The organism is Aquabacter sp. DMC10, assembly GCF_056314145.1.
The window spans coordinates 91633-110404 of record NZ_JBQUYX010000001.1 but is presented as its reverse complement, the minus strand read 5'-3'; the positions used below and the strand labels follow the sequence as shown (position 1 = coordinate 110404).

The 18772-nt window shown below is 67.6% G+C and carries 19 protein-coding genes; 14 read left to right on the top strand and 5 right to left on the bottom strand.

The annotated features are described in order from the left end of the window. Positions 1-309: 309 nt before the first annotated feature. Entirely contained in the window at positions 310-1764 is a 1455-nt protein-coding gene (locus ACT54L_RS00490; protein WP_476083578.1) for a hypothetical protein, read from the top strand. A 192-nt stretch (positions 1765-1956) separates the two neighbouring features. Here ACT54L_RS00490 and ACT54L_RS00485 read toward each other — a convergent pair whose 3' ends face one another. The 3 genes from ACT54L_RS00485 to ACT54L_RS00475 all read right to left on the bottom strand — a co-directional run bounded on the left by ACT54L_RS00485 (position 1957) and on the right by ACT54L_RS00475 (position 4739). Further along, positions 1957-2322: a RidA family protein gene (locus ACT54L_RS00485; protein ID WP_476083577.1), complete on the bottom strand. Its 366-nt coding sequence runs from the start codon at positions 2320-2322 to the stop codon at positions 1957-1959. A gap of 124 nt (positions 2323-2446) precedes the next feature. Continuing rightward, positions 2447-3820: an acetyl-CoA carboxylase biotin carboxylase subunit gene (locus ACT54L_RS00480; protein ID WP_476083576.1), complete on the bottom strand. Its 1374-nt coding sequence runs from the start codon at positions 3818-3820 to the stop codon at positions 2447-2449. A 28-nt stretch (positions 3821-3848) separates the two neighbouring features. Then, the gene (locus ACT54L_RS00475) at positions 3849-4739 is read right to left on the bottom strand and encodes a helix-turn-helix domain-containing protein (protein WP_476083575.1); all 891 of its coding nucleotides are present in this window, start codon (positions 4737-4739) and stop codon (positions 3849-3851) included. A 241-nt stretch (positions 4740-4980) separates the two neighbouring features. Here ACT54L_RS00475 and ACT54L_RS00470 point away from each other — a divergent pair, with 241 nt between their 5' ends. The 12 genes from ACT54L_RS00470 (at position 4981) to ACT54L_RS00415 (ending at position 14771) form a co-directional block, all read left to right on the top strand. Then, on the top strand, positions 4981-5481 hold the full coding sequence (locus ACT54L_RS00470) for a MaoC family dehydratase (RefSeq protein WP_476083574.1): 501 nt from the start codon (positions 4981-4983) through the stop codon (positions 5479-5481). Next, positions 5478-6632, top strand: coding sequence for an acyl-CoA dehydrogenase family protein (locus ACT54L_RS00465; RefSeq protein ID WP_476083573.1), 1155 nt, complete (start codon positions 5478-5480; stop codon positions 6630-6632). Before ACT54L_RS00470 ends, ACT54L_RS00465 begins: the two co-directional genes overlap by 4 nt. Next, a complete protein-coding gene (locus ACT54L_RS00460) occupies positions 6632-7114 on the top strand; it encodes a MaoC family dehydratase (protein WP_476083572.1) in 483 nt (160 codons plus the stop codon). Before ACT54L_RS00465 ends, ACT54L_RS00460 begins: the two co-directional genes overlap by 1 nt. Continuing rightward, positions 7111-8370: a CaiB/BaiF CoA transferase family protein gene (locus ACT54L_RS00455; RefSeq protein WP_476083571.1), complete on the top strand. Its 1260-nt coding sequence runs from the start codon at positions 7111-7113 to the stop codon at positions 8368-8370. Before ACT54L_RS00460 ends, ACT54L_RS00455 begins: the two co-directional genes overlap by 4 nt. Continuing rightward, entirely contained in the window at positions 8367-9284 is a 918-nt protein-coding gene (locus ACT54L_RS00450) for an HpcH/HpaI aldolase/citrate lyase family protein (RefSeq protein ID WP_476083570.1), read from the top strand. The genes ACT54L_RS00455 and ACT54L_RS00450 overlap by 4 nt, the downstream gene beginning before the upstream one ends. A 61-nt stretch (positions 9285-9345) precedes the next feature. Continuing rightward, complete coding sequence (locus tag ACT54L_RS00445) at positions 9346-10161, top strand: transporter substrate-binding domain-containing protein (protein WP_476083569.1); 816 nt, start codon at positions 9346-9348, stop codon at positions 10159-10161. Between the two features lie 68 nt (positions 10162-10229). Continuing rightward, positions 10230-10976 carry an amino acid ABC transporter permease gene (locus ACT54L_RS00440; RefSeq protein WP_476083568.1) on the top strand — a complete coding sequence of 249 codons (747 nt, stop codon included), beginning with the start codon at positions 10230-10232 and terminating at the stop codon, positions 10974-10976. Next, positions 10973-11812, top strand: a complete 840-nt coding sequence (locus tag ACT54L_RS00435) for an amino acid ABC transporter permease (RefSeq protein WP_476083567.1) — start codon at positions 10973-10975, stop codon at positions 11810-11812. The genes ACT54L_RS00440 and ACT54L_RS00435 overlap by 4 nt, the downstream gene beginning before the upstream one ends. Position 11813: 1 nt before the next feature. Then, positions 11814-12554, top strand: coding sequence for an amino acid ABC transporter ATP-binding protein (locus ACT54L_RS00430; protein ID WP_476083566.1), 741 nt, complete (start codon positions 11814-11816; stop codon positions 12552-12554). A 12-nt stretch (positions 12555-12566) separates the two neighbouring features. Further along, positions 12567-12785, top strand: coding sequence for an acyl-CoA carboxylase biotin carboxyl carrier protein subunit (locus tag ACT54L_RS00425; RefSeq protein WP_476083565.1), 219 nt, complete (start codon positions 12567-12569; stop codon positions 12783-12785). 1 nt (position 12786) lies between these two features. Further along, positions 12787-14313, top strand: coding sequence for an acyl-CoA carboxylase subunit beta (locus ACT54L_RS00420; protein WP_476083564.1), 1527 nt, complete (start codon positions 12787-12789; stop codon positions 14311-14313). Between the two features lie 8 nt (positions 14314-14321). After that, positions 14322-14771 carry an acyl-CoA thioesterase gene (locus ACT54L_RS00415; protein WP_476083563.1) on the top strand — a complete coding sequence of 150 codons (450 nt, stop codon included), beginning with the start codon at positions 14322-14324 and terminating at the stop codon, positions 14769-14771. Positions 14772-14842: 71 nt separating this feature from the next. On the opposite strand, the gene ACT54L_RS00410 is transcribed toward ACT54L_RS00415, so the two are convergent. Beyond that, a complete protein-coding gene (locus tag ACT54L_RS00410; RefSeq protein ID WP_476083562.1) occupies positions 14843-16609 on the bottom strand; it encodes a thiamine pyrophosphate-binding protein in 1767 nt (588 codons plus the stop codon). A gap of 112 nt (positions 16610-16721) precedes the next feature. After that, complete coding sequence (locus tag ACT54L_RS00405) at positions 16722-17711, bottom strand: Bug family tripartite tricarboxylate transporter substrate binding protein (protein ID WP_476083561.1); 990 nt, start codon at positions 17709-17711, stop codon at positions 16722-16724. 173 nt (positions 17712-17884) lie between these two features. Here ACT54L_RS00405 and ACT54L_RS00400 point away from each other — a divergent pair, with 173 nt between their 5' ends. Next, a complete protein-coding gene (locus ACT54L_RS00400; RefSeq protein WP_476083560.1) occupies positions 17885-18661 on the top strand; it encodes an IclR family transcriptional regulator in 777 nt (258 codons plus the stop codon). The last annotated feature ends 111 nt before the right edge of the window (positions 18662-18772 follow it).

The following is an 18772-nucleotide window of genomic DNA, read 5'->3' as shown; positions in this document are numbered from 1 at the left end:
TCTGAAGGACTTTTTCTCGATTTGGGCCGGCGCAAATGCCACGCGCGCCGAAGCCATGCGCCTCCTCCCGGCGGGCAGGAGTGATTCGCTGCGCAGACCCTAGCGATGGGTCTCGACAGGCCGATGACGCCGATGTTCTTGTTCTGTTTCGTATTGTTTAAGAAAAATCACACCGGTTCAGCACTTTTGCCTTGCTCTTGCTGATTTCATTAACCAATTCGACACATCTCCGGGGCATCCATCCGAATGCTGGCGGTCATGCCTATTCGGCTTATGCGTCTGCGCCGGCTCAAGGAATTGGAGGCGTTGATGGCAAAGAGCGAAGTCACGGGTCCCTCGGTGAGCAAGATCGCGGCGAAGGCCCTTAAGGATCCGGCGAGCTTGACTCCCGAGGAGATCAAGGCCCTGGCTGCCTCCGCTCTCACCCAGGCGCCTGCGAAGCCGGCCAGCGCCAAGGCGGCGACTGCCAAGACTGCGTCCGCGAAGGCCGCGCCTGCTGCCAAGGCGCCCGCTGCCAAGGATGCGACGGCTGTCGCCAAGAGCGAGACCAAGCCAGCCACTGCTCCCAAGCCAGCCACTGCTCCCAAGCCGGCCGCTGCTCCCAAGGCGAGCGCCAGCGTGTCCGCGGCGCCCAAGGCTGCCGCGCCCGCCAAGGCCGCCAAGATCGCCGCTGCTGCCAAGCCGGTTGAGGAGAAGCCCGTCGTGGCCAAGGCGTCCGCGAAGGCGAAGCCGACCGCTGCGAAGGCTGCCCCCGCCAAGCCCGACAAGGTCACGCCCACCCCCGTCCCCGCCCCCGTTGAAGCGCCGGTGGCGGATGCTGCGACCAGCAAGGCCGCACCCCGCAAGTCTGCGCGCAAGGCGGCCGCCGAGCCGGCGCCTGCCAAGGCTCCGGTGGCCGAAGCCCCAGTGGTGGAACAGGCCCCGGCCGCGCCGGCGCCCATCGCGCCGGCCAAGGGCCGCGGCGCCAAGGCAAAGGCTGCCGCGCCTGCTCCCGCTCCCGAGGTGAAGGCCGAGGCCCCCGCGCCCGTCGCGGCGCCGGCTGCCAAGCCTGCCCGCACGCCCCGCAAGGCCGCGGCGAAGGCCGTGGTGACCATCGAAGCCCCCGCCCTGGCGCCGGAGGCTCCGGCCGAGGAGGTCCCGGCTCCGGCCAAGGCCAAGACGCCCCGCAAGGCGGCCGCGAAGGCTGCCCCTGTCGAAGCGCCGGCCGCCGCCCCCGCCGAGGCCCCTCCAACCCAGGAGCGTTCTAAAAGCACCCAACGGACTGCGAAGGGCGCTGCGAAGACTGGCCAGGCGGCAATTGCTGACGCAAAGCCGGCGGAGCCGGCGCCTGAGGTGAAGGCCGAGGCCCCGAAGGCTCCTGCCCCCAAGACTGCTGCCCCCAAGACTGCTGCCCCCAAGACTGCTGCCCCCAAGGCTGCTGCCAAGACGGCTGCCAAGAGCCCTGCAGCCAAGGCCCCTGCAGCCAACGCCCCCGCGGTGAAGAAGCCCGCGCCCGCCGCCGAAGCTGCGCCGGCCGAAGCGAAGGCCGAGCCTGCTGCAGTGGAGGCCCCTAAGGCCGCTGCTCCCAAGACCAAAGAGCCCGTCAAGGCACCGGCCAAGGCTGCCGCCAAGGTCGCGGCTAAGCCGGTGACGAAGCCGGCCGCAAAGCCGGTGACCAAGGTGGCGCCGAAGGCTGCGGCCGCTGCGAAGGCTCCGGCTCTCAAGGCTCCCGTGACCAAGGCTCCCGCGACCAAGGCGACGGCCAAGAAGGGCACGAAGGCCTGATCTTGGACGACCTGTGACCAGCAACGGCCGGCGCATGCCGGCCGTTCGCATATGTGCGGTCTGTGCATCGCCCTCGGCGAGGTCGCGCGCGGCGAGCGCCTGTCAGGTCTTCAGCGGAACACTGAAAGGCCCTCTCTTTGCTTTAACGCATGTCCTTCACGCGAACCGGTATCCGCGTCGCTCCGCCATGCTCTAGCGGGCCGCAATCACGATGACTTCGACGCCCAGCGCGGCGCGGTTCAGCTTGGCTTCGTAGCAGGCGCGGCCGGGCGTATTGCCTTCCGGCACCCAAGCATCCCACACGGCATTCATCTCGTCGAAATTGGCCATGTCCGCGAGCAGGATGGTGGCCTGGAGCAGGCGCGCCTTGCTGCTGCCGACGCTGGCGAGGTGCGCATCGATATTGGCGAGGATCTCCTCCGTCTGCTCGCGGATGGACGCGCCCGCCTTGGCCTTGGCCACCTGGCCGGCCAGATAGACGGTCTCGCCGCCATGGATGCTGATCTGGGACATGCGCGGGCCGATGCCATAGCGCTCGATGGGGGCGGGGCTGGTCATGAGGATTTCCATCTCCTGAGGGTGGGACAAGGGTCCGGCGAGCAGACGAGCCAAGGCAGTCCCGGAAGAGGCTCCGGGGGCTGAACGTGCGGGATCGAGGCGTCGGGGTCGGCGACCGCCTTTGTCAGGCCGCCGCTGTCCGCGCGGGCACCAGCAGGGCGCGCCGGCGGTCGATGAAGCCGGTGTCGACCTCCCCCGCCGCGAAGTCCGCGTCGGCGAGGCAGGCGATCAGGAAGGCGCGGTTGTTGGCCGGCCCCTCCAGAGTGAAGGCCTCCAGCGCCGCGCGGGCGCGGGCGCGCGCTTCCTCGCGCGTCGCGCCATGGGCGATCACCTTGGCGATGAGGGGATCGTAGAAGGGGGTGATGGTGTCGCCCGGGCCATAGGCCGCATCGATGCGCAGCCAGGGCGCGGCGGGCGGCGGCACATAGGCGGTGATGCGGCCGGGGGAGGGCAGGAAATTGCGCACCGGATCCTCCGCATAGAGCCGGCATTCGATGGCGTGGCCGTGCGTCGCCACGTCCTCCTGCGCGAGCGGGGCAAGGGTGCCGGCGGCAAAATCGAGCTGTAGGCCCACCAGGTCGAGGCCGGTGACGCTTTCGGTGACCGGATGCTCCACCTGGATGCGTGTGTTCATTTCCAGGAAGAAGAAATCGCCGGTGGCCACATCCAGGATGAACTCCACCGTGCCGGCACCCGCATATCGGGTCGCCGCGCACAGCTTCACCGCCGCCTGCGCCATGGCGGCCCGCACGCTCTCGGGCAGGCCGGGTGCGGGGCTTTCCTCGATCACCTTCTGGAAGCGCCTCTGGAGGGAACAGTCGCGCTCGAACAGGTGCACGGCGCGCCCGTCGCCAAAGCCGAACACCTGCACCTCCACGTGGCGGGCGCGGGGGACGTAGCGCTCGAAATAGATGGTGCCGTCGCCAAAGGCGCGGGCGGCCATGGAGCGGGTAGCAGCGACCACTGGGGCCAAGCCTTCCGGCCCGTCCACGCGGCGCATGCCGATGCCGCCGCCGCCCGCCGCGGCTTTCACCAGCAGCGGATAGCCCACCGCATCGGCGGCCGCCGGCCAGCCCTGCGCATCCACCCCGAAGCGGGCGCTGCCCGGCACCACGGGCACGCCGGCGCGCCGGGCGATCTGACGGGCGCGTTCCTTATCGCCCATGTCCCGGATGGTGTCCGGCGCAGGACCGATCCAGGTGAGGCCGGCCTCCTGCACCGCCTGTGCGAAGGCCGCGTTTTCAGCCAGGAAGCCGTAGCCGGGATGGACCGCATCCGCCCCCGTGGCGTGGGCGGCGGCAATGACCGCCTCGGCTTTCAGGTAGCTGTCGCGGGCCGGGGCGGGGCCGATATGCACGGCCTCGTCGGCCTCCGCCACATGCGCGGCGTTTGCGTCCGCCTCCGAATAGACGGCGACGGTGGCAAGGCCCCGGGTCCCACAGGAGCGGAACACCCGCCGGGCGATCTCACCGCGATTGGCCACCAGAACCTTCTTCATCGCCATCGCCTCGGTCGTTCAGGAAAGCCTATTGGCGGGAAGGCGCGCGGCCGCCGGAAGCGGGCGGGGTGACCACCCAGAAGACGCGGGCTTCCTCGTCGGAATCGTTGTCCACCCGGTGCCGCAGCATGCTGGAGAAGCGGAAGCTGTCGCCGGCTTCCAGCGTGTAGGTCTCGTCGCCGATCAAGAGCTTGATGCGGCCCTGAATGACCACGCCTGCCTTCTCGCCATTGTGGTTGTAGAGCGCCCCGCCGGACGTGCCGCCCGGTGCGAAGCGGAACTCCCACATCTCCAGCAGGCTGGTGCCCGGCGGCATCAGGAACATCTTGTTGATGCCGGTATTGGTGAGGTTCAGGCAGTGGCGCTCGTTGGCGCGCACAATGAAGGGATTGGCGGAGGGCGGTACGCTGTCGCCCTCGAAGAATTGGGTGATGGGCACGTCCAGCGCGCCGGCCAGCAGCCGCAGCGTGCGCAGGGAGGGGGTGGCAAGGCCCCGCTCGATCTGGCTGAGCATGCCGATGGAGATCATGGCTTGCTCGGCCAGCGCGCCCAGCGACCAGCCCCGCCGCAGCCGCTCGGCGCGCACCACGGCGCCGACGCGGGCGTCGGCTTCCGCGTGAACGTCGTCGGCGGTCAGGTCTCCGGCCGCGGGGGCAGGTTCCGCCTCGGTCTTGCGGCGGGCGGCGCCGCGCGGAACGGCCTTGGCGACGCGCGTCTCTGGCGCTTCGGGGGGCGTTTCGGGAAGGGGGACGTCGGGAGGAACGGCGTTGGCCTTTGCGCTACGCCCCCGCCGTGCGGGGGGCTTTGCTGCGGCCACGGCCTTCGGAGCCGCCTCCGGCGCCGGCGCGGTGCGGCCTTGCGCGGTCTCGTCCCGCGCGCTGTTGCCCCGCGCCGTGCCCTTGCTGCTGCGTCCCGCCATGGATGCGCTCCCGGTGCCGCTCCCGCCAGCGGAAAGCCCTCTCTCCGTCGGCTCACGACAAATAGTGTGATCAAAATTTTGGTGTCAAGTTTCGATCACATGAAAATTTCGACGTTGACATTCCTTTTCATCAGATCAAACCTGAATGCACTGATTTAAGCGTGGTCAAAAGTTGAGCAGCGCATGGCGGCCGTTCGCGCCGTCCTGGCGCTGCCGCCCTTCCCGGAGGCATCGTTTTGAAATGACGACAGAATTCCGCAGCTCGGCGGTGCTGATGCGGAAGGGGAACACCTTCGAGGCGTTCGAGGTGGGCCGCCGGTTTGAGCACCATTGGGGGCGAACCCTGCGCAATTCGGAGGCAGCGCTGTTCTCGACGCTGACCCTGCATTTCAACCCGCTCTACTTCAACCGGGAATATGCCTCAGCGCTCGGCCATCCCGACACGCCGGTCAACCCGCTGATGGTGTTCACGCTGGTGCTCGGCCTGTCCGTGGAGGACTTGTCCGAAGCAGGTGGCGCCTTCCTGGGTGTTGATGATCTCGAATATGGCCCGCCCGTCTATCCCGACGACACGCTCACCGCCCGCAGCACGGTCACGGGACTTCGGGACTCCGGAAAGAACCCGATGATGGGCATCGCCACCTGGCACACCGAAGGCTTCAACCAGCGCGGCGAACGCGTGATTTCCTTCGTGCGCACCAACATGGTGCCGCGCGCGGCCCCGGCGGAGGCGGCCCCATGAGCTACATGACCGAAGAACGGCGGGCCATCCAGGAGCATGCCCGCGAATTCACCCGGCGAGAGGTGACCCCGCTCGCCAACAAGCTGGATCCCGAGCGTGCCGACATTCCCATGGCGCTGCGCGACAAGCTGGCGGAGCTTGGCTATTTCGGCATCCTGATCCCGGAAGAATATGGCGGCCTCGGCCTCGGCTGCTTTGAATATTGCCTGGTGTCGGAAGAGCTGGCGCGCGGCTGGATGTCGGTGGGCTCCATCATCGTGCGCGGCAATTTGCTCATCGGCAGCCACATGATGAGCGAAGAGCAACGCCGCTACTTCCTGCCCAAGATGGCGGTGGGCGAGATGGTGGGCGCCTTCGCCATGTCGGAACCCTCGGCCGGCTCGGATGTGGCCTCCGTCTCCACACGGGCGGTGAAGGATGGCGACAGCTATCTCATCACCGGCAACAAGTATTGGTGCACCTTCGCCAAGGAAGCGGACTTCATCATCCTTGTGGCGCGCACCTCCAAGGCGCCGCCGGACAAGCGCCATCATGGCCTGTCCATGTTCATCTTCGAGAAGAAGCGGGGCGAGTTCCCGGAGGGCATGGCCGGGTCGCCGATCCCCAAGATCGGCTATTTCGGCATGAAGACCTACGAACTGGCCTTCGACAATTTCCGCATCCCGGCGGACAGCCTTATCGGCGAGGAAGGCAAGGGCTTCTATTACGCCACCCAGGGCCTGGAATGCGCCCGCGCCCAGACCGCTGCGCGGGCGGTTGGGGTGGCGCGCGGGGCGCTGGAGGATGCCATCTCCTATTCCAAGGAGCGGGTTCAGTTCGGCCAGCCCATCGCCGCCTTCCAGGAGACGCGCTTCAAGATCGCCCGCATGGCGGCCGAGGTGGAGAGCACCCGCCAGTTCGTCCACTATGTCTGCGACCGCATCGACACCGGCGAGCGCTGTGACCGCGAGGCCTCCATGGCCAAATATCTGGCCAGCGAGATGGCCGAGCGCGTCGCTTCCGATGCGCTCCAGATCCATGGCGGCGCCGGCTACACCACCCATCACGCGGTGGAGCGCCACTGGCGCGACGCGCGCCTCACGAAGGTGTTCGAGGGCACCTCGGAAATCCAACTGCGCGTCATCTCCGATAGCATCCTGGGGAGGCTGTGATGGATATGGCCACCCTCACCGCGCCGGGCAGCTATTTCGAGGCCTTTGAGGTGGGCCTGGTGATGCGCCACGCCCGGGGCAAGACCGTCGAGCCGCTGGAGAATGTGCTCCTCACCAATCTGGTGATGAACACCGCCGCCGGCCATTTCGACGAGCACATGATGAAGACCGCCCCGTTCGGCCGGCGCGTGGTGTTCGGCGGCGTCACCACCGCCCTCGTCATCGGCATGGCCAGCCAGGACACGGCGGAGAATGCGCTGGCTGAACTCTCTATGACCGGCCTCAGGCTGAAGTCGCCGGTGTTCCACGGCGACACGCTCTATGCCTATTCCGAGGTGCTCGCCAAGGAAGACGCGGGCCGGGACGATGCCGGCATCGTCACCTTCCGCCATTGGGGCGTGAACCAGGACGACGTGGTGGTGTGCGAATGCGTGCGCCGGGTGCTGGTGAAGCGCGCCAGCGCCTATGGGGCGGCAGCGTGAGCGCCCTCGCGCCGGCCGGCGCCCTCGGCGACCTGAAGGTCGTGGACATGACCCATTTCCTCGCCGGCCCCTATTGCACTGCCATGCTGGCGGACCAGGGCGCCGACGTGATCAAGGTGGAGCCCCCCGATGGCGACGTGACGCGCACCTTCGGCCCCTTCCACCCGGACGACCAGCTCAAGGCCTTCGCCGGCTATTTCGCCTCGGTGAACCGCAACAAGCGCTCCATCACCCTGGACCTGAAGACGGCCGAGGGGCGCGAGACCTTGCTCGCGCTCATTGATGGCGCCGACGTGGTGGTGGAGAATTATCGCGCCGGGGTCATGGAGCGGCTCGGCTTCTCCTACGAGACGCTGAAGGCACGCAATCCCCGCCTCGTCTATGCTGCCATCCGCGGCTTCGGCGACCCGCGCACCAAACCGAGCCCCTATGGCGACTGGCCGGCCTATGACGTGGTGGCCCAGGCCTTCGGCGGCATCATGGCCATTACCGGCGAGGAGAATGGCGCGCCCACCAAGATCGGGCCGGGGGTGGGCGACATCGTGCCGGCCATGCTGGCGGCCTTCGGCATCATGTGCGCGGTCCATCATGCCCGGCGCACGGGCGAGGGGCAGTTCGTGGACGTGAGCATGGTGGACAGCGTGCTGGCCTTGTGCGAGCGGGTGCTCCACCAATATGCCTATGCCGGCATGGTGCCGGTGCCGCAGGGCAACCAGCATCCCTTCCTGTGCCCCTTCGGCACCTTCCCCACCTCGGACGGCTGGTGCACCATCACCGCCTATGACGACCGCATGTTCGCCCTGCTGTGCGACCTGTGCGGCCTCGCCCGCCTGCCCGCCGATCCGCGCTTTTCCACCTGGCAGGCGCGCTATGACAACCGGGTGGCGCTGATCGAAATCCTCTCGGGCTTCACCGGCCGCCACACCAAGGCGGAGCTTCTCGCCTTGCTGGGTGGCAAGATCCCGTTCGGGCCGGTCTATGACGTGGCCGAGATCATGGCCGACCCGCATTTTGCCGCCCGCGAGATGATCGTGCCCGTGGAGCAGCCCGGCATGGACGCGCCCGTCACGCTGGCCGGCGTGCCGGTGAAGATGACCGCCACCCCCGGCGCCATCCGCCGCCGCGCGCCGCTCCTGGGCGAGCATACCGACGCTGTGCTGGCTGAGGCCGGCTTTTCTTCCGACACCATTTCCACCCTGCGCGCCGCCGGTGCCTTCGGCCGCCCGCGCCCCCTTTCCGCAGAGACCGCAGCATGAGCCCCTCGTCCCGTCCCCAGCGCCTGCGCCGTGTCCAGCTCGCCGTTCCCGGCTCGTCCGAGAAGATGATGCGCAAGGCGGCCGCCTCGCTCGCCGACCACGTCTTCCTCGACCTTGAGGACGCGGTCGCCCCCAGCCAGAAGGCCGAGGCGCGGGCCAAGATCGTCGAGGCGCTCACCACCTATGAGTGGGGCCGCAAGACGCGCTGCGTGCGCATCAACGACTTCTCCACGCGCTATGCCTATCGCGACATCATCGAGGTGGTGAGCGGGGCGCGCGAGAGCCTCGACACGTTGATGCTCACCAAGGTGAAGACCCCCGCCGACATTCTCTTTGCCGACACGCTGCTGAATCAGCTGGAGCAGGATATCGGCCTGGAAAAGCCCATTGGCCTGGAAGCCCTGATCGAGGAAGTGGAGGGCCTTCAGAATGTGGAGGCCATCGCCAAGGCTTCGCCGCGCCTGGAAGCCCTGATCTTCGGCATGGGCGATTTCTCCGCCTCCATGGGGGTGCTTATCAAGCCCGACGGCAAGGTCGGCCCCTATCCGGGCGACGTCTGGCACTATTCGCGCTTCCGCATGGTGATGGCCTGCCGGGCCGCCGGCATTGATGCGGTGGACGGGCCCTATGCGGATTTCCGCGACCCCGAGGGCTACACGGTGGAGGCCTCACGGTCTCTCACGCTCGGCTGCGTCGGCAAGTGGGCCATCCATCCCGCCCAGATCGACTGGGCGCTCTCCGTCTTCACGCCCGATGCCGGCGAGGTGGCACGGGCCCGCAAGCTCGCCGCCGCCTACAAGGAGGCCGAGGCGCAGGGGCTGGGCGCCATCCAGGTGGATGGCACCATGGTGGACGTCGCCTCCATCCGCATGTTCGGAGCCATGCTCCGCAAGGCCGATCTCATCGGCATGTGAACGCGCCGCAAAGGCGCACCGTCCGCCGGCAGCGACCGGCATCCAGAGACCAGAGGGAAACATGACGCATCGCATCTTCGCCCTTGCAGCCCTCGTCCTGGGGCTTGCCGCGGGACCTGCCGTCGCACAGGACACCATGGCCAAGATCAAGGAGGCCGGGAAGATCGTGGTCGGCGTGAAGACCGACTACAAGCCCTGGGCCTATCTCGACCCCTCCGGCAAGATCGTCGGCATGGAGATCGACATGGCTGGCGACGTGGCGAACAAGCTCGGCGTCAAGCTGGAGCTGGTGCCGGTCACCGCCGCCAACCGCATGGAATTCCTCAACCAGGGCCGCATCGACCTGATTATCGCCACCATGGGCGACCGGCCCGACCGGCGCAAAGTGGTGGGGGCCATCGAGCCGCAATATTATGCCTCGGGCGGCAACATCATCGCCCCCAAGGCAGCCAAGTTCACCTCCTGGGACCAGTTGAAGGGCAAGAAGGTGTGCGCCATTCAGGGGGCCTATTACAACCGCCCCGCCGCCCAGCATCACGGTGCCGAACTGGTGGTCTTCCCCGGCGTCGAGGATGCCAAGAAGGCACTGCTCGGCGGCAATTGCGTCGCCTTCCTGTTCGACAGCTCGCTGATCGAGGGCACGCTCGCTTCGGGCGATCCCCAATGGGCCGATTATGAGATGCCGCTGCCCACGGAAGAGAGCGAGCCCTGGATCATCGGCGTCAAGCTCTCCGACCTCAACGGGCCGTTCGGCCAGTTCATGGTCGACATGTCCAAGTCCTGGCACAAGTCCGGCCGGCTGATCGAGCTTGAGAAGAAGTGGGGCATCAAGCCCAATGCCTATCTCGTGGAGATGCACGAGAAATACCAGAACTGACCGCCGCACGGGCGCCCGCCGGTCTCAGGCCGGCGGGCGCAGCCTGACACAGCCTGGCGAGACATGTGATGGACAGCGTGGCCGAGTTCTTCCGCTGGCTCAATGAGACCTACGGGATGAACTTCTCGATCTTCTACGATTCCTATGACCAATCCCGCTTCCTGGCAGGGTTTCGGACGACGCTGGCGCTGGCTGGCGCCTGCATCTCGGCCAGCCTCGTTCTCGGTGTCGTCTGCGCCTTCCTCCAGCGCAGCCGCAGCCGCTTCGTGCGTGGCGTGGTGAACGCCTATGTGCAGGCCTTCCGCAACACGCCCCAACTGGTGCAACTGGCCTTCTTCTATTTCGCCTTTGGGGCCCTCCTGCCCAAGGTGCAGGTGGCGCCGGGAATGTGGGAGCCGCTGGTCTCCAATTTCGGCTGGGCGGTGATTTCCCTTTCGCTCGCCACCGGTGCCTTCAATGCCGAGACCTTCCGGTCGGGCATCGAGGCGGTGCCGGCGGCGACCGTGGAGGCGGCGGAGGCGCTGGGCTACGGGCGGGTCAAGGCGTTCTTCTATGTCATCCTGCCCATGGGCCTGCGCATCTGCCTGCCCTCGCTCACCAACAACCTGGTGGCGCTCGTGAAGCTCACCTCCCTGTCCTATGCCATCGGCGTGCAGGAGCTTTTGTCGGTGTGCGCGCAGATCTGGTCCGAGATGATGAACGTGCGCGAGATGATGCTGGTGCTGCTGGTCTCCTACATGGGCATCGTGTTGGCGGTGGCCTTCACCATGGCGCTGATCGAGCGCGCCCTGCGCATTCCCGGATACGGCCGATGAGCTTCCTGCGCGCCACCCTCGCCCCCCTTCGCGACGGCCCGTTGCCTCTGCGCGTGGCCGATCTCGGCGCCGTGCCGGCGCGCCGGGCGGGGCTGATCTTCCTATTCGCGGTCATCGCCCCGGTGGCGGCGGCGCAGGGGCTGAAGCCCTCCCAGGCGGGGGTGATGGAGCTGCTGCTGAAATGGACGCCGCTGATCTTCTCCGGCTTCCTGTTCAACATCCTCGTCAGCGTCGTCACCATGATGGTGGCCACCTCCCTCGGGGTGGTGCTGGGGGCGGGCATGTGCGCCCGCAGCGCCGTGGTGCGCAACCTGTGCCGGGCGCCGGTCCTGTTCTTCCGCAACGCCCCCTGGCTGGTGGTGCTGTTCGCGGTGATGCTGCTGGTGCCCTATGAGTTTCGCCTGTTCGGGCTGGCCATTTCGCTGCCGGCCTGGATCAAGGCGGTGTTCGGCTTGTCGCTGCCTGTGATGGCCAATATCGCCGAGACGGTGCGCGGCGCCATCCTCTCCTTGCCCAAGGGGCAGTGGGAGGCGGCGAGCGCGCTCTCCCTCAGCCCGCTCCAGACCCAATTGCTGGTGATCCTCCCGCAGGCGGTCCGCCGCATCATCCCGCCCTGGATGAACCAATATGCCATCCTGACCATGAACACGACGATCATCTCCATCGTCGGCATCCAGGAGGGCCTCACCATCGCCCAGGCCGCGCAGGTGGCGGAGGGGCGGGCCGATCTGCTGTTGCCCATCTACCTGATGCTGCTCGCCATGTTCTTTGCCTATTGCTACCCCATCGCGCGCCTGACCCTGATGCTGGAACGCCGCCTGGCGGAGCGGGGCTGAGATGGCGACTGCATCCCCCATCCTGGTGGCCAAGCAGGTGTGCAAGTCCTATGGCACGACGCCCGTGCTCCAGGACTTCGACATGAAAGTCGCCGAGGGCGAGACCGTGTGCCTGATCGGGCCCTCGGGCTCGGGCAAGTCCACCTTCCTGCGCTGTGTCAACGCGCTGACGCCATTCGCGTCCGGCTCCATCGAGGTGGCCGGCATCCGGGTGGACGATCCGCTGATGGACAAGGCGGCCCTGCGGCGGCGCGTGGGCATCGTGTTCCAGCAATATAATCTCTTCCCTCACCGCACCGTGCTCGCCAACATCTGCATGGCGCCCGTCCATGTGCTGGGCCGGCGCTGGCGGGAGGTGGAGGCGGAGGCGTTCGCGCTCCTGCGCAAGGTGGGGCTGGAGGACAAGGCCCGCCGCTATCCGGGCGAATTGTCCGGTGGCCAGCAGCAGCGCGTGGCCATCGCCCGCTCGCTCGCCCTCCAGCCGCGGCTGATGCTGTTCGACGAGGTGACGGCGGCCCTCGACCCCGAGCGCAAGAAGGACGTGCTCGACACCATCCGCGATCTTGCGACCGAGGGCATGACCTGCATCCTGGTTACCCACGAGATCGGCTTTGCCCGGGAGGTGGCCGACCGCATCTGCTTCACCGATGGCGGCCGCATCGTGGAGGAGGGCCCGCCGGACGAATTGATCCGCGCCCCCCAGCACGCGCGCACCCGCGCCTTTCTCGATCATCTCCTCTAGGACAACCCGACCATGGCAAGAACCGCAGTCCTGTCCGACGTCTCCGGCGCCGTCTGGAAGATCCTGGTGTCGGTGGGCGACACCGTTGGCGAGTATCAGGAACTGATGCTCATCGAATCCATGAAGATGGAAATCCCCGTGCTCGCCCCCCGCGACGGGCGCGTGGCCGAGCTGCTGGTGGCGGAGGGCGATGCCGTCGCCGCCGAGCAGATCGTGGCCTGGATCGACTGACATGGCTTTCGAGACCGAACAGGCGGAGCTGGACGCCCGCCGCGCCCGCGCCCTCGCCATGGGCTCCCAGAAGCGCCTCGCCGAGCGCAAGGAAGCCGGCATCCTCAATGCCCGCGAGCGGGTGGCGCATCTTTCCGATGCCGGCAGCTTCGCCGAATGGGGCCTGCTCGCCGTCTCCGCCCGCGCGGATGACCATCACCGCTCGCCGGCCGACGGCTATGTGAGCGGCACCGCCTTCGTGGAGGGGCGGCCCGTGGTGGTGCATGCGGCCGACTTCACCACGCTCGGCGCCTCCACGTCCGCCATCGGCGACAAGAAGTTTCACCACGCCAAGGCCAATGCGGCCAAGAATGGCGTGCCGCTGGTGCTGCTGAACGAATGCGCCGGCTCGCGCATTCCCGACATCATGGGCGCGCAGGGCCTGCACCGGGCGGGTGAGCATTCCGAACTCTGGCGCGACCGCTCCTCGCCCTGGGCGGCGGCCATTCTCGGCCTGACCTATGGCGACGGCTCCTTCTACGCCTCCATGTCCGATTTCGTGGTGATGCGGAAGGGGGCGGTGATGGCCGTCTCCAGCGAGCATGTCACCTCCGTGGCGCTGGCCGAGGCCAATGACCCGCGCGAGTTCGGCGGCTGGGAGGTGCAGACCCAGGTGACCGGCGTGGTGGACCGCGCGGTGGACACGGACGAGGAGGCCCTCGATCTCATCAAGCGCTTCCTGTCCTATTTGCCCTCCCACGGCCAGGAATTGCCGCCTCGCATCGCCCCCGGCGCGCCGGGCGGGGACCAGGCCAAGCTTTTGGACCTGCTGCCCGAAAGCCCCAAGCGCACCTATGACGTGCGGCGCATGCTGGAGATCATCTTCGATGCCGGCACCCTCTTTCCGCTGAAGGAACGGTTCGCGCCCGTGGCCTTCACCGGCCTTGCGCGGCTCGCCGGCGAGACCGTGGGCGTGATCGCCATCAACCCCCAGCACAAGGGCGGCGCGCTCGATGCGGATGCCTGCGACAAGGTGGTGAGCTTCATTGTCCTGTGCGACAGCTTCAACATCCCGCTCATCACCTTCGCCGATACGCCCGGCTTCCTGGTGGGCGCGGCGGGCGAGCGGCAGAAGATGCCGGGCAAGATCATGAACTATCTGCAGGCGCTGGGGGCGGCCACGGTGCCCAAGCTCTCGGTCATCCTGCGCAAGTCCTACGGCCAGGCGCACCTCAACATGGGCGCCGGCTATGCGGACGAGATGGCCGCTTGGTTCACCGCCGAGGTGAGCCTCATGGGCCGCCAGCCGGCCATGAACGTGCTCCATCGGCTGAAACCCGGCGAGGGGCCGGAGCGCTATGCGGAGCTGGAGGCGGAGCTGGCACGCGACACCTCGGCCTATGCGCTGGCCGAGCCCTTCATGGCGCAGACCGTGATTTCGCCGCCCGAGACACGCGACTGGCTGATCCGCATGCGCGCGCTCCATGCCCGCCGCCCCACCGGCGGCATCGGCCTGCGCCGGCTCGCCACCTGGCCCACCACCTATTGAGGCCGCTTATGTCCGGCACCAGCGACACCCCTCCCGCCATCGACCTGCGCCAGCGGTCATCGTTCGGCTTCTTCACCACCGAGCAGGTCCGCTTCGCCGACCTCGACCTGAACGGTCATGTGAACAACCTGTCCTTCCTCGCCATGATGGAGAGCGCCCGCCAGCGCTTCATCGCCGGCCATACGCCCTTGGTGCTCACCGACGCGCAGACCTACATGCTGGTCCATATGGAGGTGGATTTCGTGGGCGAGCTTCACTATCCCGGCGCGGTGGACGCCGCCTGCCGGGTGGTGGAGGTGCGCCGCTCGTCCGTTGTGTTCGGGCAGGCGCTGTTTTCGGGGGAGCGGGCGGCGGCGACGATGAAGGCCGTCACCGTCAATGTGGACCGCTGCATCCGCAAGGCGGCGCCCTTCACGGACGACGCCCGGGAGAAGCTACTGGCGCTGCTGGCCGCCTGAGGCGGCGCTTCAAATAAGAACGGCCCGCGAGACGATCTCGCGGGCCGCTGTCTTGCGTGTGTCCCGCGCCCTCAGGCGATGCGGTCGCCGGGCTTGATCTGCACCGTGCGGCTGTCGACGCCGGGCAGCATCTTGGAGGGATCGCGCGTCACCACCACGTCGATGACGGTGGGCACGCCGCACGGCACCAGCGCCGCCTTCAGCGCCCCCGCCACATCTTCCGGCCGCTCCACGCGGATGCCGCGGCATCCCATGGCATTGGCCACCGCCGCATAGTCGATCTCGCTGAGGTCCGAGGACTGGTAGGCGCCCTGGCCATACATGAGGTGCTGGAGCGCCTTCACATAGCCCGAGGCGGCGTTGTTGATGACGATGACGGCGAAGTCCAATTCCAGCCGGCGGGCCGTCTCCAGTTCGCCGAGCATCATGTTGAAGCCGCCATCGCCGGTCAGCGCGAAGACCGGGGCCGGGCGGGCGGCGAGCGCCGCGCCGATGGCGCCGGGCAGGCCATAGCCGATGGAGGCCGAGCCGCGATCGGGCACGAAGGAGCGGCCGGCGCGGGGGGAATCGAACAGGAGCCCGCCCCAATGGGCCGCGAACCCACCATCGGCCACCAGATAGCCGTTCTCCGGCATGGCCGCGTTGATTTCGGTGAGGAGGCGGGCGATGTCCACCGGCGTCTCCTGCGAGTTGAGCCGGTCGCCCACCTTGGTGCGCCAGGCATCCATGCGGGCGGCGATGTCGGCGGGGCGGCCAGCCCAGCGGGTGGAGAGCGCTTCACGGGAGGGGGCGAGTGCGGCGGCCAGGTCCTCGATACCGAGGCGGGCATCGCCCCACAGCTTCACGGCGGAAGGCACCGTGCGGTCGAACTCCTCGGCCACGCAGTCCAGATGGATCAGCGCCTTGCCGGGGGAGGGGATGGTGTAGCGCTTGGTGGCGATCTCGCCCAGCTTGCAGCCCACCACGATGAGGAGGTCGGATTCCTCAATGAGCGGGTTGGCAATGCGATCATAGCGGCCGAACAGGCCGGCATTGAGCGCGCTGGCGCAGGGGATCGCGCCCTTGCCGGAGAGCGTGTGGGCGACGGGAATGTTGAAGGCTTCGGCAAAGGCGGTGAGCGCCTGGGCGGCACCGGAAATGTGCACGCCGCCGCCCGCCAGGATCACCGGCGCCTTGGCCCCCGCGATCTGGGCCGCCGCTTCCGCGATGCTCTCCCCATCGGGGCGGGTGCGCAGTGCGGGAACGCTCTGGAAGCGGGTGTCCACCTCGAAGGCGCTGACGGGGAAGTCGTGGACCGCGTGCGAGATGTCCTCGGGAATGTCCAGCACCACGGGGCCGGGGCGGCCGGAGGTGGCGACCGTATAGGCCCGGCGCACCAGTTCAGGAATGCGGGAGACCATCTCCACGCGGATGACCTCCTTGGAGACCGGGCGCAGCAGGTCCACCTGCCGGCATTCCTGGGTCATATTCTTCCAGGAATGGGCGCGGTGGGTATCGCCGGCCAGCACCACCAGCGGGGTGCCCGCATTCAGCGCTTCCATGAGGCCGGTGACGAGATTGGTGGCGCCTGGTCCGAGTGTCGCGTCGCACAGGCCCACGCGGCCGGAGACCTTGGCATAAGCGTCGGCCGCAAAGATGCCGGCGCGCTCATCATTGATGAGGATGTGCTTGAGGCCCAGCCGGCGGGCGGCATCATAGAAGGGCAGCAGCTGGAAGCCGCCCATGCCGAACACCACGCCGCCGCCATAAGCGAGGATCATGCGCGCGACGGCCTCGCCGCCGGTGATGGAATGGACGCCGTTGACGGCATCGGACTTGAGATCGACGTGCTGGTTCATCTGAAGGGTCCTTGAGGCAAAGCACGGCCCGTCCCACCGCGCCAAGGCGGCAGGAGGGGAAAGTCAGGGGCCGGGGCGCGGGGCGCCGCCGGCGGGTTGGGACCGGGAAAGGTCAGTTCACTTCGGCGCCGGAGGTCTTCACCACCTTTGCCCACTTGGCGGTTTCCGAGGAAATGAGGGCGGCCAGCGCGGCCGGGGTGCTGGAGGCGGGATCGGCGCCGATATTGTCGAACTGCTGCTTGGTGCTGGGATCGGCCAGCAGCTTCACCAAAGCCGTGTTCAGCTTGTCGATGATGGGCTGCGGGGTCTTGGCCGGGGCCACCAGCGCGAACCAGGACAGCACCTCGCAATCGGGCAGGCCGGCTTCCGCCATGGTGGGGATGTCGGGCGCGGCAGGGGAGCGGGTGGCGGAGGTCACCGCCAGCGCGCGCAGCTTGCCGGCCTTGATGTAGGGCAGCGAGGAGGACAGGTTGTCGAACATGGCCTGCACCTGGCCGCTCATCAGGTCCACCACCGCCGGTGCGCTGCCCTTGTAGGGCACATGGGTGAGCTTGACCCCCGCCACCATGTTGAACAGCTCGCCAGACAGGTGGATGGACGATCCACTGCCGGAGGAGGCGAAATAGAGCTTCTCCGGGTTCTTCTTCGCCAGCGCGATGAACTCCTGCACCGTATTGGCGGGAACGCTGGGATTGACCACCAGCACGTTCGGCACGGTGGCCACCAGCGAGACCGGCGCAAAATCGCGTTCGAAGTCAAACGGCAGGCGACGATAGAGCGTGGTGTTGATGGTGTTGGCGATGGTGCTCATGAACAGCGTGTAGCCATCGGGGGCGGACTTCGCGACGAAGTCAGAGGCGATGGTGGCGCCGGCGCCGGGCTTGTTGTCGATCACCACCGGCTGACCCAGCTCCTCGGAGAGCTTCTGGCCGACGATGCGGGCGATCTGGTCCGTGGACCCGCCGGCGGCATAGCCCACCACCAGATGAATTGGCCTTGAGGGGAAGGCATCGGCCTGCGCGGGGAGGCTGCCCATGAACGGGGCGGCAAGAAGCGCCGTGGCGCCCGCAAGGGTGGACAGCAGCAGATGTCGGCGATCCATGGCGTACCTCCATCGACGGGGTGGAAGTTGACTTGTCCATATATTGGACTATAATTTCCCGTCTGATCGTAGTGGAAGCTACGTACGCCAAACAAACAAGTCAACAAATAGGTTTTGGTCAGGTTTGGTGACATAAAAATAGTCCAATATATGGATATTACGGGAGAGCGGAAATGGCGGGTGGGGAGGGGGAAGCCGGTGGCACGCAGAGCATCCGGCGCGCGGCGAGCGTGCTGCGGGTGCTGGCGCAACGCAGCCAGTCTGGCGCGCGCATGGTGGACATCACGCGGGAGACGGGGCTCATCCATGCCACCGCCCATCGCATCGTGCAGGGGCTGATCGGCGAGGGGCTGGCGCGGCAGAACCCGGCCACGCGCCGCTATCACCTCGGCGCCTGGGTCTATGAGCTGGGGCTATTGGCCGAGCCGCGCCTGGCGCTTTCCGACATGGCGGGCGAGGCGGTGGAGCGCCTGGCGGAGAAGACTGGCGACACCGTGTTCGCGGCCGTGCGGGCGGGCGGCGATGCACTCTGCATCAAGCGCGCGGCCGGCAGCTTTCCCATCAAGGCCTTCACCATCGATGTGGGCGCGCGCATTCCGCTGGGCATCGGCTGCGGCGGCCTGGCCATGCTCGCCGCTTTGCCGGAGGAGGAAGCCACCGCCATCATGGCCTCCAACGGCCCGCGCCTGCCGCAATTCGGCGATCTCAGCATGGAGGCCATGGCGCGCCTCGTGGCCGAGGCGCGGGCACGCGGCTATGCCACCAATCTCAGCCGCGCGCCGGGGGTGGTGGCGGTGGGCGTCGCCGTCCTCACGCCCGACGGCGGCCTTGCCGGCTCCCTCTCCGTGGCCGCCATCGAGAGCCGCCTCACCCCCGAGCGAGTCGACCAGATCGCCCGCCTGTTGCGAGCGGAGGCCCGGCGAATCGAGAAGGCAGGCGAGGTGGGATAAGTCCTTGGCCACACGTGCGGTTCTGTCGTACCGCATCGCCGGCGGCGCCCCTAAAAAAATGTGCCGCTGGGACCCCGCTTCCCCGCCCATTCGCGGTCTCATGCCCATGTT